The following is a 14313-nucleotide window of genomic DNA, read 5'->3' on the forward strand; positions in this document are numbered from 1 at the left end:
CCGGGAGTTTCCATGTCGCTGTCCAGCGGGCTGATCGCCGTCGTCGCCCTGGCCTATATGGCCATCATGTTCGCCATCGCCTTCTATGGCGACCGTCGCCGCGCGCCCTTGCCGCCGCGGCTACGCGCCTGGGTGTACAGCCTGTCGCTGGCGGTCTACTGCACCAGCTGGACCTTCTTCGGCGCGGTCGGCCAGGCTGCCGACCAGCTCTGGGCGTTCCTGCCGATCTACCTCGGGCCGGTACTGCTGCTGGTGTTCGCGCCCTGGGTCCTGCAGAAGATGGTGCTGATCAGCAAGCAGGAAAACATCACCTCGATCGCCGACTTCATCGCCGCCCGCTACGGCAAGTCACAGTCGCTGGCGGTGGTGGTGGCGCTGATCTGTCTGGTCGGGGTATTGCCCTACATCGCCCTGCAACTCAAGGCCATCGTCCTCGGGGTGAACCTGCTGATCGGTGCCGGGGCCGACGCCATGGGCGTGCGTGCCCAGGACACCGCGCTGATCGTCTCGCTGGTGCTGGCGCTGTTCACCATCCTGTTCGGTACCCGCAACCTCGACGCCACCGAACACCACCGCGGCATGGTGCTGGCGATCGCCTTCGAATCGCTGGTCAAGCTGCTGGCCTTTCTCGCGGTCGGCGCCTACATCACCTATGGCGTCTACGACGGTTTCGACGACCTGTTCGACCAGGCGAGGAACTCGGCGCTGCTGGCCGAGTACTGGAAGGAAACGGTCAACTGGCCCTCGATGGTGGTGCAGACCGGCGTGGCGATGATGGCGATCATCTGTCTGCCGCGGCAGTTCCATGTCACCGTGGTGGAGAACATCGAGCCCCAGGACCTGCGGCTGGCCAAGTGGGTATTCCCCACCTACCTGATTCTCGCCGCGCTGTTCGTGGTGCCGATCGCCCTGGCCGGGCGGATGATGCTGCCGGCCGAGGTCCTGCGCGACTCCTACGTGATCAGCCTGCCACTGGCCCAGGCCCACCCGTCCCTGGCGCTGCTGGCCTTCATCGGGGGTGCCTCGGCGGCCACCGGCATGGTGATCGTCGCCAGCGTCGCCCTGTCGACCATGGTGTCCAACGACATGCTGCTGCCCTGGCTGCTGCGCAGGACCAATTCCGAGCGGCCGTTCGAAGTGTTCCGTCACTGGATGCTGTCGGTGCGCCGGGTCAGCATCGTCGCCATCCTCCTGCTGGCCTACGTCAGCTACCGCCTGCTGGGTTCCACCGCCAGCCTGGCGACCATCGGCCAGATCGCCTTTGCCGCCGTCACCCAACTGGCCCCGGCGATGCTCGGTGCGCTGTACTGGAAACAGGCCAACCGTCGCGGGGTGTTCGCCGGGATCGCCGGCGGTACCTTCCTCTGGTTCTACACCCTGGTCCTGCCGATTGCCGCCCACAGCCTGGGCTGGTCGCTGAACAGCTTCCCCGGCCTTGCCTGGCTGCATGGCAACCCGTTGGGCCTGCCCATTTCCCCGCTGACCCAGGGGGTGGTGCTGTCGCTGGCCGGCAACTTCACGCTGTTCGCCTGGGTCTCGGTGCTGTCGCGCAGCCGCGTCTCCGAACACTGGCAGGCCGGGCGCTTCATCGGCCAGGAAATCAGCGCCCGTCCCGGTGCCCGCTCGATGCTGGCGGTACAGATCGAGGACCTGCTGACCCTCGCCGCGCGTTTCGTCGGTGAAGAGCGGGCGCGCCAGAGCTTCATTCGCTTCGCCTACCGCCAGGGCAAGGGCTTCAACCCGAACCAGAACGCCGACAGCGACTGGATCGCCCACACCGAACGCCTGCTGGCCGGTGTACTCGGCGCCTCCTCGACCCGCGCGGTGGTCAAGGCGGCCATCGAGGGTCGCGACATGCAGCTTGAGGACGTGGTGCGTATCGCCGACGAAGCCTCCGAGGTGCTGCAGTTCAACCGTGCCCTGCTGCAAGGCGCCATCGAGAACATCACCCAGGGCATCAGCGTGGTCGACCAGTCGCTGAAACTGGTGGCCTGGAACCGCCGCTACCTGGAACTGTTCAACTACCCGGACGGGCTGATCAGCGTCGGCCGGCCGATCGCCGACATCATCCGCTACAACGCCGAGCGTGGTCTCTGCGGCCCGGGCGAGGCCGAAGTCCACGTGGCCCGGCGCCTGCACTGGATGCGCCAGGGCCGCGCGCACACCTCCGAACGGCTGTTTCCCAACGGTCGGGTGATCGAACTGATCGGCAACCCGATGCCCGGTGGTGGCTTCGTCATGAGCTTTACCGATATCACCGCGTTCCGCGAGGCCGAGCAGGCCCTGACCGAAGCCAACGAGGGCCTGGAACAACGGGTGGCCGAGCGTACCCACGAACTGTCGCAACTCAACCTGGCGCTGACCGAGGCCAAGGGTAACGCCGAGGCGGCGAACCAGTCCAAGACCCGTTTTCTCGCCGCGGTCAGCCACGACCTGATGCAACCGCTGAACGCCGCCCGACTGTTCTCCGCCGCGCTGTCACACCAGGAGGAAGGGCTGTCGGCGGAGGCGCAACAACTGGTACAGCACCTGGACAGTTCGTTGCGTTCGGCCGAGGACCTGATCAGCGACCTGCTGGATATCTCGCGCCTGGAAAACGGCAAGATCACTCCGGACTCGAAGCCGTTCGCCGTCAACGAACTGTTCGACACCCTGGGCGCCGAGTTCAAGCTCCTGGCCCAGGAACAGGGTCTGAAGTTCCGGGTACGTGGCAGCCAGTTGCGCATCGACAGCGATATCAAGCTGCTGCGGCGGATCCTGCAGAACTTCCTGACCAATGCCTTTCGCTACGCCAAGGGCCCGGTGCTGCTCGGCGTACGTCGGCGCGGCGAGCTGTTGCTGCTGGAGGTGTGGGATCGCGGCCCGGGAATTCCCGAGGACAAGCGCCAGGTGATCTTCGAGGAGTTCAAGCGCCTGGACAGCCACCAGACCCGCGCGGAAAAGGGCCTGGGGCTGGGCCTGGCGATCGCCGACGGCCTGTGCCGGGTGCTGGGGCATCAACTGCAGGTCCGCTCCTGGCCGGGGCGTGGCAGCGTGTTCAGCGTCAGCGTGCCCCTGGCCCGCGCGTCGCAGGCCGTGACCCATGCCAGCGTGGCAGTCAATGGACAGCCCATGAGCGGTGCGCAAGTGTTGTGCATCGATAACGAGGACAGCATCCTGATCGGCATGCACAGCCTGCTCAGCCGCTGGGGTTGCCAGGTATGGACCGCACGCAACCGCGAGGAATGCGAGGGACTGCTGGCAAGGGGCATTCGTCCGCAACTGGCACTGGTGGACTATCACCTGGACGACGGCGAAACCGGCACCGACCTGATGGCCTGGCTGCGTACACGCCTGAACGAACCGCTGCCCGGCGTGGTGATCAGCGCCGATGGCAGGCAGGAAACCGTTGCGCAGGTGCATGGCAGCGGGCTGGACTACCTGGCCAAACCGGTGAAACCCGCGGCATTGCGCGCCCTGCTGAGCCGGCACCTGACGCGTTGAGCTGCGCTTTCATGACCTGGGCCTGGCTTTGGGGCCTGTTCGCGGGCAAGCCCGGCTCCTACAGGTTTGAGTCGAGTTCAAGAGGCATGAACGCCGCAATACGGTTGGAGCCGGGCTTGCCCGCGAACAGGCCCTCAAGCCAGACCCACGACTCCAGCCCCACCGGATGAATCACTCCGGCAATTCGACCACGCCATCGGCATCGGTCATCGCCCGCTCCAGCAGGTCGGCAGGCAGGCTCTTGCTCGCGCGAGCCCCCAGCAGCTTGAGCTGCTCGCTGCGGCTGATGAGGTTGCCCCGGCCTTCCGTCAGCTTGTTGCGCGCCGCCGCGTAGGCCTTGTCCAACTGCTGCAGGCGGCTGCCTACTTCGTCCAGGTCCTGGATGAACAGCACGAACTTGTCGTACAGCCAACCGGCGCGCTCGGCGATTTCCCGAGCGTTCTGGCTCTGGCGCTCCTGTTTCCAGAGGCTGTCGATCACCCTCAGGGTCGCCAGCAGCGTGGTCGGGCTGACAATCACGATCTGCCGGTCGAACGCCTCCTGGAACAGGTTCGGTTCCGCCTGCAAGGCCGCCGAGAACGCCGCCTCGATCGGCACGAACAGCAGGACGAAATCCAGGCTGTGCAAGCCTTCCAGACGCTTGTAGTCCTTGCCGGACAGGCCCTTGACGTGATTGCGCAACGACAGCACATGCTGCTTGAGTGCCGCCTGGCCGATCACCTCGTCAGCCGCGCCGACATACTGCTGATAGGCCGTCAGGCTGACCTTGGAGTCCACCACCACCTGCTTGTCTCCCGGCAGCAGGATCAGCACGTCCGGCTGGAAACGCTCGCCATCGGGGCCCTTGAGGCTGACCTGGGTCTGGTACTCGCGGCCCTTTTCCAGGCCGGCATGCTCGAGCACCCGCTCAAGAATCAGTTCGCCCCAGTTGCCCTGGGTCTTCTGGCCCTTGAGCGCCTGGGTCAGGTTGGTCGCCTCATCGCTCAGGCGCAGGTTCAGCTGTTGCAGGCGCTCCAGTTCCTTGCCCAGGGAAAAACGCTCGCGGGCCTCGGCCTGGTAACTTTCCTCGACACGTTTTTCAAAGGACTGGATACGCTCCTTCAACGGGTCGAGCAATTGTCCGAGGCGTTCCTGGCTACTTTGCGCGAAACGCGCTTCGCGCTCATCGAAGATCTTCCCGGCCATTTCGGCGAACTGCGCCCGCAGTTCGTCCCGCGAGCCTTGCAGGTCCTGGAGCCGTTGCTGGTGCCCCTCCTGCTGTTCACGCAGGGCCGCATTCAACGAGGCCACCTGCGCATCGAGGCGGCGCAACTCGGTTTCCTTGCCGTTGCGTTCGAGGTTCCAGGCATGGGCCGCATCCCGGGCGATGTCACGCTCGATCTGCAACAGGTCGACTTCGCGCCGCAATGCCGCCAACTCCGCCTGCTTGGCGGCATTGGCCTGGCCGAGGTCGCTGACCTCGTCTCGACAGGCATCCAGTTGGGCATTGAGCCCGTCCTGGGCCAGTTGCGCGTTGGCCAGGCGTTCATCCTGCAGGGCCAGCTCGGCCTGCGCCGCGCCGGCGCGACGCTGCAGTTGCCAGGCGAACGCCAGCAATGGCAGCGCCGCCCCCGCCAAACCCAGCAACAGACTGGTCAGATCCAACGCCATAAGCACTCCCACGCAACACCGGACTCAAAGGGTCAAGGGTAGCGAACACGCCACGCCAGGGACAGCTCAGTCTTCGAGCAGTCCCAGTTCGCGCCGGGCCACCTGGTCGCCAGCGCGGGCCGCCTGGCGCAGCAACTCGTGACCGATACGCCGCTCACGGGAACTGCCGCAATCGCGGCACATCAACTGCCCCAGGCGACGCTGGGCAAGCACCACACCCTGGCGCGCCGGCTGCTTCAACAGGCGGCCGGCGAAGTGCTTGACGTTGGGGTTGTGGCCCAGGCTCGGGCTGTCCAGCAACCAGAGCGCGACGCGCAGCGAAAAACGCTTCGGCTCGGTTGAAATCGTATTGGACGAAGATGGAGATGATGAGGTCGAACGAAACTTCATATCAGACAGTAGGGCAAATCGCAGGGCGCGCCACTCTACTCTTTTTTTCACGAAGGTAAAGTCGAAAAAACGCCACATGCCCGAGCTAGAGCAAGCGCTTGGGACAATCCACAGAAGCTGTGGATAACTCAGTGGACAACCCCCCTTTAACCCCCGCAAAGCCCCATGGAACGGGGCTCGCAGTCAAACTGTCGATTTTTTCACCAATAAAAAAAGACGATATTTTTCATTGACTTGTATTTCCAATACAGGCATTCGCGGGCCCGGAGAGGTAGATGACAAAGAGGTGACAAGCCGGGCCAATAATGTGCACAAGTGATACGTGCGCGGTTATATCGGCGCACCTTTTTTGCACAAGCAGATGAGACAAGGCCTGGCGACAGGCCCGCTGACCTCGCCGGTGCCGCCCTCGAGTGCCTCGCTATCGGGCAGCTCGAAAACCAGCGGTTCGCCGCCATCGACATCACGAGTTTTTTGCAAAAAACCCTTCCCTTGCGCTTTCCAATACGCTAGTATCCGCGCCGTTAGTACCAAGCTGAAAGTCAATTCTGGTCGAAAACATCCCTTGGTAGCCACGCTTCGAAGAAGCCGGCCACTGAAAACAGGGAGCGACCCCTCGATGGTTTCCAGGTAAAAATTGCGCCACGACACCCTTGAAAAGGGTGTTGCCAAGATTTTTTCTCTGACCGAACCAACCTGCAAATTGATCAGGATCTTCACCCCGGGCACAGAACCTTTGCCCCTGTCGTGATTGCCTGCCCTCCTGAGTACCTACCTGCCAGCCCGAGCGCCACTCATATTTCAAGCGCTGCAAACTGGCTGCCTTGTTCCAGTCAGGTTCTTTTTCCGGCCAATGGTGGCACGGCATTACTGGAACGTTTTAACGCTGCACGGTTCAGATACCGTGTCATTTGTAGGAACACCAATAATATGTCGACTCAAATCCACACCCAGGAAGCCATTCGTACGCTGACCAACGCCTTTGCTCCCATGAACTGCCTGATCATGGCTGCGCGCAAGGGCAGCTTCAGCTTCACACTGGTCAACGAGCACGGGATCGCCCGCCACAGCGAGCGCCTGTACCCCGAGCAATACGCCAGTGCCGAACCCTTGCAAGCGGTGATCGACCGCACCCGCCAGGCATTGATTGCCTGAAGTTCGGACGAACGGCAATACACCAGCCCCGCCCTGCAAGCGGGGCTTTTTATTGCCTGAAGTTTCGCAATTTTGCCGACCAGCCTAATTGCCAATCAATATATCAAGCGCGAAGTGCATGTTTTAAATATTTTAAAAACAGTCCTTTACAGCAAAGATATGACACTACACTTCAACTCAAGCGACTCGGGTCGCTTCCGGCAGACCTGCTCGATCCATTGCTGCCAAGCGCCAGGTCTCGCCGGCCGATTACGACATTACGAGCAGTCTTGAGGGTGTCATGGGTATTGCTGCGAGGGAACTGCGCCTTTATGTGATCCGCCCGACATTACGGTATCTGGGCCGGCACAGCCCATCTGCGGAAGCACTGCTGCTGGGTATCGCCGCCAGCCAGTCGGACCTCGGCTCGGCCCTGCACAACCGTGGCGGCCACGGCCTGTATCGCATCGGCGAACGGCGCCACGCCGAACTGTGGGACCACTACCTGGCCCAGGACCCGGACCTGGCCAGCCTGGTTCGCGGCCTGGCCAGCCAACATGCCTTCCTGAGCAGCCCGCACCTCGAACTGACCGTCAACCTGCGCTACGCCACAGCCATTGCCTGGCTGCTGATCGAACAACAGCAACTGCGACTGCCAGCCCTGGACGACCTGCTCGGAATGGCGCGGATCTGGCGACAGACTTTCCAGCCACAAGGGCGTTTACGGGACTTCACCCGCGCCTGGAAAAATTGTGACTCATCGGTCAGTTTTGTCGCCTGTTAGTCACAGGATTCGAATTCAGAAAAATCTTACGAATTTGGTTGGATTGTCCTACAAAACCGCTCTATCTCCTGCGATACAGCCTATAGCGCCCAAGCAAAAATGTTGGTAGTTTTCGCCTCGGTGATCACCACGGAGTTCTAATAATGAAAAAAGTAATGCTCAAGACCACACTCAGCCTCGCCGTTACCCTCGCATCCACCCAGCTGTTCGCCAGCGGCTTCGCGCTCAACGAACAGAGTATCAGCGGGATGGGTACTGGTTTTGCGGGTCGATCCTCCGCTGCCGATGATGCAAGCACTGTCTATGGCAACCCTGCCGGCATGTCCCGCCTCGCGGGCCAGCAAATCACTGTGGGTGCTGCGTCCATTGACGCAACCACCGACATCAAGGATGCTCGCGGTAGCGCGAGCGGCACCAACAAGGGCGACATGGTGCCCTTCACGACAGTGCCGATGGCGTTCTACACCAACCAGATCAACGACCAGTGGTCCGTTGGTTTTGGTGCCTACGCTCCTTTCGGCCTGGTTACCAACTATGAAAACGGCTTCCAGGGCCGCGGATTCGGCAGCAAGAGCGAAGTCAAGGTCGTGACTCTGCAACCGACTGTCAGCTACGCCTTCAACGACCGGGTGTCGATCGGTTTCGGTCCGACCATCAACCGTATTTCCGGTGAGCTGCAATCCGATGTGCGGGCTCCCTTCGCCACCAGCGACACCAACGTGCGAATCAAGGGTGACGATACTGCCCTGGGCTTCAACGTTGGCGTCCTGGTCCAGGCAACCGATACCACTCGTGTCGGTCTGACCTACCACTCGAAAGTCAACTACAAACTGGAAGGCCACACTGACGTAACCGCAGGTAATAGCCCTGTACCGCTGATCCGCAGCAACCGTTACGACGCGTCCCTGAAGATTGAAACACCTGAATCCTATGACCTGTCCGTTACCCAGGACCTGACAGACGCCTGGAAACTGTATGCTGGCACTACCTGGACCCGCTGGAGTCGCCTGAAAGACATCACCATCAATAACGAAGGTGTGACTGCAGCCTCTGGCGGCCCCCTTTCCCCTGCACTGGTCGGCACCATCAAGGAAGACCAGAACTGGCACGATACCTGGGCCTACGCCGTGGGTACTTCCTACCAGTTGAACAAGCAGTGGGTCGTGCGTACCGGCCTGACCTTCGACCAGTCGCCTGCCAACAATACCGATCGTTCGCCACGTATTCCTACTGGTGACCGCACCATCATCAGTGCTGGCCTGGGTTATGCCATCAACGATAACCTGACCATCGATGCAGCGGTTTCCTACCTGAAGGAAGAAGATGTCACCGTCAACAGAACCAACGCTCTGGGCAACTACAGCGCCAAGTACGAAAACAGCGCATGGGGCTATGGCCTGGGCGCAACGTACAAGTTCTGATCCGCAGCGAGCCTGAACGGCTCAACGGCTGAACAGAAAAAAACCCGCCTCGGCGGGTTTTTTAATGGGCACTATCATCAGGGTTTCGATGCAATCGCCTTCTCCACCGCCTCGATCAACTCCGGGCTATCCGGCTTGGTCAGGCTGGAAAAATGGGCGACCACCTTGCCCTGGCGATCCACCACATACTTGTAGAAATTCCACTTCGGCGCCCCAGCCTGCTCGCCCAATACCTTGAACAGGTGCACGGCATTCCCACCCCTGACCACTTGCGGCTCGGTCATGGTGAAGGTGACGCCATAGTTCACGTAACAGACCTTGGCCGTCTCGGCGCCATCCTTGGACTCCTGCCTGAAGTCGTCGGACGGCACGCCGATCAGTTCCAGCCCCTGCCCCTTGTAGCGCTGGTACAGCGCCTCCAGCCCCTTGAACTGCGGCGCGAAGCCACAGAAGCTGGCGGTATTGACGATCACCAGTGGCTTGCCGGCAAACTTCTGGCACAGGTCGATGGACTCCTTGGCCCGCAACTTGGGCAGTTGCCCCTGCAGCAACTCGGGACAGCCGGCCGCCGCCGCAGCCCCCGAAAAAGCCAGCAAAGCCATCGGCACCAGCAACCAGCGCATCGCCATATCCTGTCTCCTCAGGTAAAGAGTTCTCAGGAGGAAGTTACGCGCCTGTACACTCCCCAGCAAGCGGCCACTAGCAAACGCCCATGCCCAGTTGCATCAGCGCCAGGCCACCTCGATGCCACCCCCACCAGGCCAACACCAGCAGCAACACCAGAATCACCAGCGCCAGCGGCCTGGACCAGCGGGAACTCATGCCGCCCCCATTTGCGTCTGCAGGCGCGCCACGGGCCGCTCACGGACCGGCCAGTTCAAGGCCGCGGCCAGCAGGCTCAGGAGGATCGCCACCTGCCAGATCAGGTCGTAACTGCCCATGCGGTCATAGACCACACCACCCAGCCAGCCACCGAGGAAGGAACCCAACTGATGGAACAGGAAAACGATCCCACCCAGCATGGAGAGGTTTCGAACCCCAAAGAGGGTCGCCACGGTACCGTTGGTCAGCGGTACCGTCGACAACCAGAGAAAGCCCATGGCCATACCGAACAGATAGGCACCGATTTCAGTCACGGGCAGCCACAGGAACAGTCCGATCACCACCGCCCGGGCCAGGTACAGGGCCGTCAGCAGACGCGGCTTGGACATCCGCCCGCCGAGCCAGCCGGCGGTGTAGGTGCCGAAGATATTGAACAGGCCGATCAACGCCAGCACCGTGGTGCCGACGCTGGCCGGCAGATGCTGGTCCACGAGGTAGGCCGGCAGATGGACGCCGATGAACACCACCTGGAAGCCGCAGACGAAAAAGCCGAACGCCAGCAGCCAGAAACCCGGGTGGGCACAGGCTTCGCGCAACGCCTCGCCCAGGGTCTGCTCGCCGGCCAGTACCGGCAGTGGCCTGTCCTTGAGCATCGCCACCAGCGGCACGATCATCGCCACCAGCACACCGAGCACCAGCAAGGCACTCGACCAGCCCAGCCAGCCGATCAGCCCCAGGGTCCCCGGCAACATCGCGAACTGGCCGAACGAACCGGCGGCACTGGCAATGCCCATGGCCATGCTACGTTTTTCCGGTGCCACCGCCCGCCCGACCACGCCGAGAATCACCGAGAACGAAGTCCCCGACAGGCCAATACCGATCAGCAAGCCGGCGCTCAGCGACAGGCTCACGGCCGACTCGGAGAGCCCCATGAAGACCAGGCCAAGGGCATACAGCACACCGCCGATCAGCACCACCCGGGCAGCGCCAAAACGATCGGCCAGGGCCCCGGTGAAGGGCTGTGCCAGCCCCCAGATCAGGTTCTGCAGGGCAATGGCGAAGGCGAAGACTTCACGTCCCCAGCCGAACTGCGCACTCATCGGCGGCAGGAACAGGCCGAAACCATGCCGCACCCCCAACGACAGCGCCAGGATCAGCGCACTCCCGAGAAGAATCCAGCCGCTGCTGCGCCAGAGCGATGTCATTATTGTTCTCCGTTAACGGGTATATACCCGCTTTAATTCGAATAAAAAGGCGATTACTCGCCATCCGCCAGTTCATCCAGCAATGCCAGCAAGGCAGCGCGCTTTTCCTCACCCAGACGCTCGGCCAGGCGCTGCTGCGCCGCCTCCCAGGCCGGAAAGGCTTCCTCCAGCCGCTGGGCTCCGGTTTCGGTCAGGCACACCAGACGATTGCGCTGATCGGCGCCCTCACTCATCTTCACCAGGCCCTCGCCTTCCAGTACCCGAAGATTTCGCCCCAGGGTGCTGCGATCCAGGCCCATCGCCTCGGCCAGGCCGGAAATGCTCGGCTTATCCAGGCGTCGCAGATTGCACAGCAGAGAATACTGCGCAACGTTGATCCCGAAGCCGTCGAGGGCGCCGTCGTAATGCCTGCTGACGCCACGAGCGGCGCGACGCAGGCTGATGCACAAGCAGTCGGTGGATAACATGATGCGTGTATATACCCGTAACGTTCCAAATACAAGTTTAATCAATGTTCAGGGGTTGGTGAACAGCCCCCCTCAGGCCAGCGCCAGCCCCACCAGCACCGCCATCTCCAGCAACTCCAGCAAGGCACCGGCAGTATCCCCGGTCGTCCCGCCCAGCCGCCGCAGCATCAAGTGCCGCAACCAGCCGAAACACACCACCGCCAGCAGCAGCGCCAATGCCCCGTGCCAACCCGCCAGCCCCAGGCAGGCCGCCGCGCTGAGCAGCAACACCTGCCAACCGGCCCGCCGTGGCAGATGGTCGGCCAATGCCTGGCCCAATCCGCCCGCCCGCACGTAGGGCGTCACCAGAAACAGGCCCAGCAACGCACTGCGGCCGATCAAGGGGGCCAGGACCAGCGCGACGGTCTGGCGCTGCTCGATCAGCGCCAGCAAGGCGCAGAACTTCAACAGCAGCACCAGGACCAGCGTCACCACCGCAATCGGCCCACTGCGCGGGTCCTTCATGATCGACAGGGTACGCTCGCGATCGCCGAAACCACCCAGCCAGGCGTCGGCACTGTCCGCCAGGCCGTCCAGGTGCAGACCGCCACTGAACAGCACCCAGGCCGTCAGCAGCAAGGCGGCGTGCAATAACGCCGGCGTCGCGCTCAACAGACAGTCGACGCCATACAGCCCAGCCCCCAGCAGCAACCCGACCAGCGGGTACCAGAGCAGCGAACGCCCCAGCTCCTGCGGCTGCGGCATGCCCGGCAGGCGGATCGGCAGGCTGCTGAGGAACTGCAGGGCAATCCAGAACGGCAGCGGGCTCAAGACACCTCTCCCAAGCGGCCATCGGCCGACACCTGCAAGGTGAACAGGGCACCATGGGCCACCTCGACCTGCAGCAGTTGTTCGCGGGGCAATCCCCGTGCCCGTGCCAGCAGCAACTTCATCACCCCGCCATGGCTGACCAGCAACACCCGCTCCCCGGCGTAGCGTCGCTGCAAGCCCTCGACCGCCGCCAGCACCCGCTCGGCAAATCGCGATACCGGTTCACCGTCGGGCGGTGTGAAGCCATAAGGGTCAGCCCAGAAGCGCCCCAGCGCTTCGGCATCGGTCTCCATCAACGCCGCCGCGCTCTGCCCCTCCCAGGCGCCGAAATGCAGTTCCTGCAGGTCCTTTTCCAGCTCGACGGGCAGTCCCAGCCGTTCGCCCAGTTCCGCGGCGAACCGCGCACAGCGCCGCAACGGCGAACTCACCAGCCGGTTCCAGGGGCCCCCCTCCAGCACCGCCTGGCGCATCTGCGCCCAGCCCTTGTCGGTCAGCGCGTCATCCAGGCTGCCGCGCAAGCCGCCACCCAGCTCGGTCTCGCCATGGCGCAGCAGGTCCAGGTACAACGTGGTCATGCCGGACGATCCGCCACCGCCGCTTCGGCAAAGGTCGCCATCTGGCCGTGCAGGTCACAGGCCAGGCGCACCAGGGGCACCGCCAGGGCCGCACCGCTGCCTTCACCCAGGCGCAGGCCCAGTTCCAGCAACGGCTCGGCCAACAGGCTTTCGAGGACATGCCGATGACCCAGCTCCGCGCCGCGATGGCCAAAGATCAGCCAGTCACGACAAGCGGGGTTCAGCCGCACCGCTACCATCGCCGCCACGCTGCAGATGAAGCCATCGACCAGCACCGCTACCCCTTCCTGGGCACAGGCCAGGTAGGCTCCGGTCAACGCCGCGATCTCAAAGCCGCCGAGGCGAAACAGCGCCTGCAACGGGTCACGGGTCTGTTCGGCGTGCAACGCCAGCGCCCGTTCGATCACCTGCGCCTTGCGGCTGACCCCGGCCGGGTCCAGGCCGGTACCCGGGCCGGCGAGCAGGCTCGCCGGGCAGCCCAGCAAGGCACAGGCCACGGCACTCGCCGCGGCGGTATTGCCGATGCCCATCTCGCCACCAATGAACAGCTCGCTGCCGGCCGCCACCGCCCGGCGCACACTGTCGCGCCCGGCTTCCAGCGCCTGCAGACCCTGGGCCTCGGTCATCGCCGGGCCCTGGGTGAAATTCGCCGTACCGGCACCGATCTGCAGGTGACGCACGCCCGGCAGGTTGAGCATCGGCGTGACGGTGCCGAGGTCATTCACATCCAGTTGCGCGCCCAACTGCCGGGCCAGCACGCTGATCGCCGCTCCGCCACCGACAAAGTTGGCCAGCATCTGCCCGGTGACCTCCTGGGGATAGGCCGACACGCCCTCGGCGACCACACCATGGTCACCGGCGAAAATCGCGATCCACAGGTGATCGACCCGCGGCTTGAGCCGCCCCTGCAGACCGGCCAGTTGTACCGCCACCTGCTCCAGCAGGCCCAGGGAGCCGGTCGGTTTGGTCAACTGCTGCTGGCGCTCGAACGCCGCCTCCCGGGCTTGCCCGTCGATTGCCTTGCAGGGGTCCAGCCACCACGATTGAGTCATAACGCAGGTCCTTTCAGAGTCAGGGGCAGGCCGGCAACGGTCAGTACCACACGCTGACAGCGCTCGGCCAGGGCTTGATGCAGCCAACCGGCTTCATCGACATAACGGCGAGTCAGTTCGCCCAGCGGGACGACACCGAGACCGGTCTCGTTGCTGACAAAAATGATTTCGCCCGGCAGTGACGCCAGGCAGTCCAGCAGGGCATCGCGCTCGGCGCGCAGGCGCTCGGCATCGTCCAGCATCAGCAGGTTGGTCAGCCACAGGGTCAGGCAGTCCACCAGCAGGCAGGTATCGGCCGCCGCGTTATCACGCAGGACCTGCGCCAGTTGCAGCGGCTCTTCGATCAACCCCCAATGGCCCGGCCGTCGCTGGCGATGCAAGGCAACCCGCTCGTTCAATTCGCCATCCAGCGGTTGGCTGGTGGCGACATAGATCACCGATAGCCCGCTCTGCGCCGCCAGCCGCTCGGCCAGGCGACTCTTGCCGGAACGGGCACCGCCCAGAATCAGTTGCTGCATAT

15 protein-coding genes are annotated in these 14313 nt (G+C 63.3%); 4 read left to right on the forward strand and 11 right to left on the reverse strand.

Going from position 1 to position 14313, the window contains the following annotated elements:
• Positions 1–12: 12 nt before the first annotated feature.
• Entirely contained in the window at positions 13–3483 is a 3471-nt protein-coding gene (locus ACMGT0_RS24555; RefSeq protein WP_416770181.1) for a NahK/ErcS family hybrid sensor histidine kinase/response regulator, read from the forward strand.
• 171 nt (positions 3484–3654) lie between these two features.
• Here ACMGT0_RS24555 and rmuC read toward each other — a convergent pair whose 3' ends face one another.
• The 3 genes from rmuC to ACMGT0_RS24570 all read right to left on the reverse strand — a co-directional run bounded on the left by rmuC (position 3655) and on the right by ACMGT0_RS24570 (position 6243).
• Positions 3655–5019, reverse strand: coding sequence for a DNA recombination protein RmuC (gene rmuC, locus ACMGT0_RS24560; protein ID WP_416773546.1), 1365 nt, complete (start codon positions 5017–5019; stop codon positions 3655–3657).
• Positions 5020–5199: 180 nt separating this feature from the next.
• Positions 5200–5523, reverse strand: a complete 324-nt coding sequence (locus tag ACMGT0_RS24565; protein ID WP_054063084.1) for a hypothetical protein — start codon at positions 5521–5523, stop codon at positions 5200–5202.
• A 330-nt stretch (positions 5524–5853) separates the two neighbouring features.
• On the reverse strand, positions 5854–6243 hold the full coding sequence (locus ACMGT0_RS24570) for a hypothetical protein (RefSeq protein ID WP_152974330.1): 390 nt from the start codon (positions 6241–6243) through the stop codon (positions 5854–5856).
• A gap of 210 nt (positions 6244–6453) precedes the next feature.
• Between ACMGT0_RS24570 and ACMGT0_RS24575 the strand changes: the two genes are divergently transcribed.
• From ACMGT0_RS24575 to ACMGT0_RS24585, 3 genes are all read left to right on the forward strand, one after another.
• Positions 6454–6678 (forward strand): hypothetical protein, encoded by a 225-nt coding sequence (locus ACMGT0_RS24575; RefSeq protein ID WP_054058194.1) that lies wholly within the window; start codon positions 6454–6456, stop codon positions 6676–6678.
• 280 nt (positions 6679–6958) lie between these two features.
• Complete coding sequence (locus tag ACMGT0_RS24580) at positions 6959–7441, forward strand: hypothetical protein (RefSeq protein WP_054058195.1); 483 nt, start codon at positions 6959–6961, stop codon at positions 7439–7441.
• Between the two features lie 143 nt (positions 7442–7584).
• Positions 7585–8862, forward strand: coding sequence for an OmpP1/FadL family transporter (locus tag ACMGT0_RS24585; RefSeq protein ID WP_416770184.1), 1278 nt, complete (start codon positions 7585–7587; stop codon positions 8860–8862).
• Positions 8863–8939: 77 nt separating this feature from the next.
• Here ACMGT0_RS24585 and ACMGT0_RS24590 read toward each other — a convergent pair whose 3' ends face one another.
• The 8 genes from ACMGT0_RS24590 to cobU form a co-directional block, all read right to left on the reverse strand.
• Positions 8940–9491, reverse strand: coding sequence for a glutathione peroxidase (locus ACMGT0_RS24590; protein WP_416770186.1), 552 nt, complete (start codon positions 9489–9491; stop codon positions 8940–8942).
• A gap of 70 nt (positions 9492–9561) precedes the next feature.
• Positions 9562–9684 carry a hypothetical protein gene (locus ACMGT0_RS24595; RefSeq protein WP_273825956.1) on the reverse strand — a complete coding sequence of 41 codons (123 nt, stop codon included), beginning with the start codon at positions 9682–9684 and terminating at the stop codon, positions 9562–9564.
• The gene (locus ACMGT0_RS24600; RefSeq protein WP_416770188.1) at positions 9681–10889 is read right to left on the reverse strand and encodes an MFS transporter; all 1209 of its coding nucleotides are present in this window, start codon (positions 10887–10889) and stop codon (positions 9681–9683) included. Before ACMGT0_RS24600 ends, ACMGT0_RS24595 begins: the two co-directional genes overlap by 4 nt.
• Before the next feature lie 53 nt (positions 10890–10942).
• Positions 10943–11356: a MarR family winged helix-turn-helix transcriptional regulator gene (locus ACMGT0_RS24605; protein ID WP_054058199.1), complete on the reverse strand. Its 414-nt coding sequence runs from the start codon at positions 11354–11356 to the stop codon at positions 10943–10945.
• Between the two features lie 72 nt (positions 11357–11428).
• Positions 11429–12166 carry an adenosylcobinamide-GDP ribazoletransferase gene (locus ACMGT0_RS24610; RefSeq protein WP_054058200.1) on the reverse strand — a complete coding sequence of 246 codons (738 nt, stop codon included), beginning with the start codon at positions 12164–12166 and terminating at the stop codon, positions 11429–11431.
• Positions 12163–12741: an alpha-ribazole phosphatase family protein gene (cobC, locus tag ACMGT0_RS24615; RefSeq protein ID WP_054058201.1), complete on the reverse strand. Its 579-nt coding sequence runs from the start codon at positions 12739–12741 to the stop codon at positions 12163–12165. The genes ACMGT0_RS24610 and cobC overlap by 4 nt, the downstream gene beginning before the upstream one ends.
• Positions 12738–13793: a nicotinate-nucleotide--dimethylbenzimidazole phosphoribosyltransferase gene (gene cobT / locus ACMGT0_RS24620; protein ID WP_054063088.1), complete on the reverse strand. Its 1056-nt coding sequence runs from the start codon at positions 13791–13793 to the stop codon at positions 12738–12740. Before cobT ends, cobC begins: the two co-directional genes overlap by 4 nt.
• Positions 13790–14311 (reverse strand): bifunctional adenosylcobinamide kinase/adenosylcobinamide-phosphate guanylyltransferase, encoded by a 522-nt coding sequence (gene cobU / locus ACMGT0_RS24625; protein WP_054060602.1) that lies wholly within the window; start codon positions 14309–14311, stop codon positions 13790–13792. The genes cobT and cobU overlap by 4 nt, the downstream gene beginning before the upstream one ends.
• Positions 14312–14313: the final 2 nt, after the last annotated feature.

The organism is Pseudomonas sp. RHF3.3-3, from assembly GCF_048069595.1.
In the GTDB taxonomy this organism is placed as follows: domain Bacteria; phylum Pseudomonadota; class Gammaproteobacteria; order Pseudomonadales; family Pseudomonadaceae; genus Aquipseudomonas; species Aquipseudomonas fuscovaginae_B.

Coding starts and splice junctions, on each gene's coding strand:
- ACMGT0_RS24555 (WP_416770181.1), top strand. CDS start 13: ATGTCGCTGTCCAGCGGGCTGATCGCCGTCGTCGCCCTGGCCTATATG.
- ACMGT0_RS24565 (WP_054063084.1), bottom strand. CDS start 5,523: ATGAAGTTTCGTTCGACCTCATCATCTCCATCTTCGTCCAATACGATT.
- ACMGT0_RS24575 (WP_054058194.1), top strand. CDS start 6,454: ATGTCGACTCAAATCCACACCCAGGAAGCCATTCGTACGCTGACCAAC.
- ACMGT0_RS24580 (WP_054058195.1), top strand. CDS start 6,959: ATGGGTATTGCTGCGAGGGAACTGCGCCTTTATGTGATCCGCCCGACA.
- ACMGT0_RS24585 (WP_416770184.1), top strand. CDS start 7,585: ATGAAAAAAGTAATGCTCAAGACCACACTCAGCCTCGCCGTTACCCTC.
- ACMGT0_RS24590 (WP_416770186.1), bottom strand. CDS start 9,491: ATGGCGATGCGCTGGTTGCTGGTGCCGATGGCTTTGCTGGCTTTTTCG.
- ACMGT0_RS24595 (WP_273825956.1), bottom strand. CDS start 9,684: ATGAGTTCCCGCTGGTCCAGGCCGCTGGCGCTGGTGATTCTGGTGTTG.
- ACMGT0_RS24600 (WP_416770188.1), bottom strand. CDS start 10,889: ATGACATCGCTCTGGCGCAGCAGCGGCTGGATTCTTCTCGGGAGTGCG.
- ACMGT0_RS24605 (WP_054058199.1), bottom strand. CDS start 11,356: ATGTTATCCACCGACTGCTTGTGCATCAGCCTGCGTCGCGCCGCTCGT.
- cobC (WP_054058201.1), bottom strand. CDS start 12,741: ATGACCACGTTGTACCTGGACCTGCTGCGCCATGGCGAGACCGAGCTG.
- cobT (WP_054063088.1), bottom strand. CDS start 13,793: ATGACTCAATCGTGGTGGCTGGACCCCTGCAAGGCAATCGACGGGCAA.
- cobU (WP_054060602.1), bottom strand. CDS start 14,311: ATGCAGCAACTGATTCTGGGCGGTGCCCGTTCCGGCAAGAGTCGCCTG.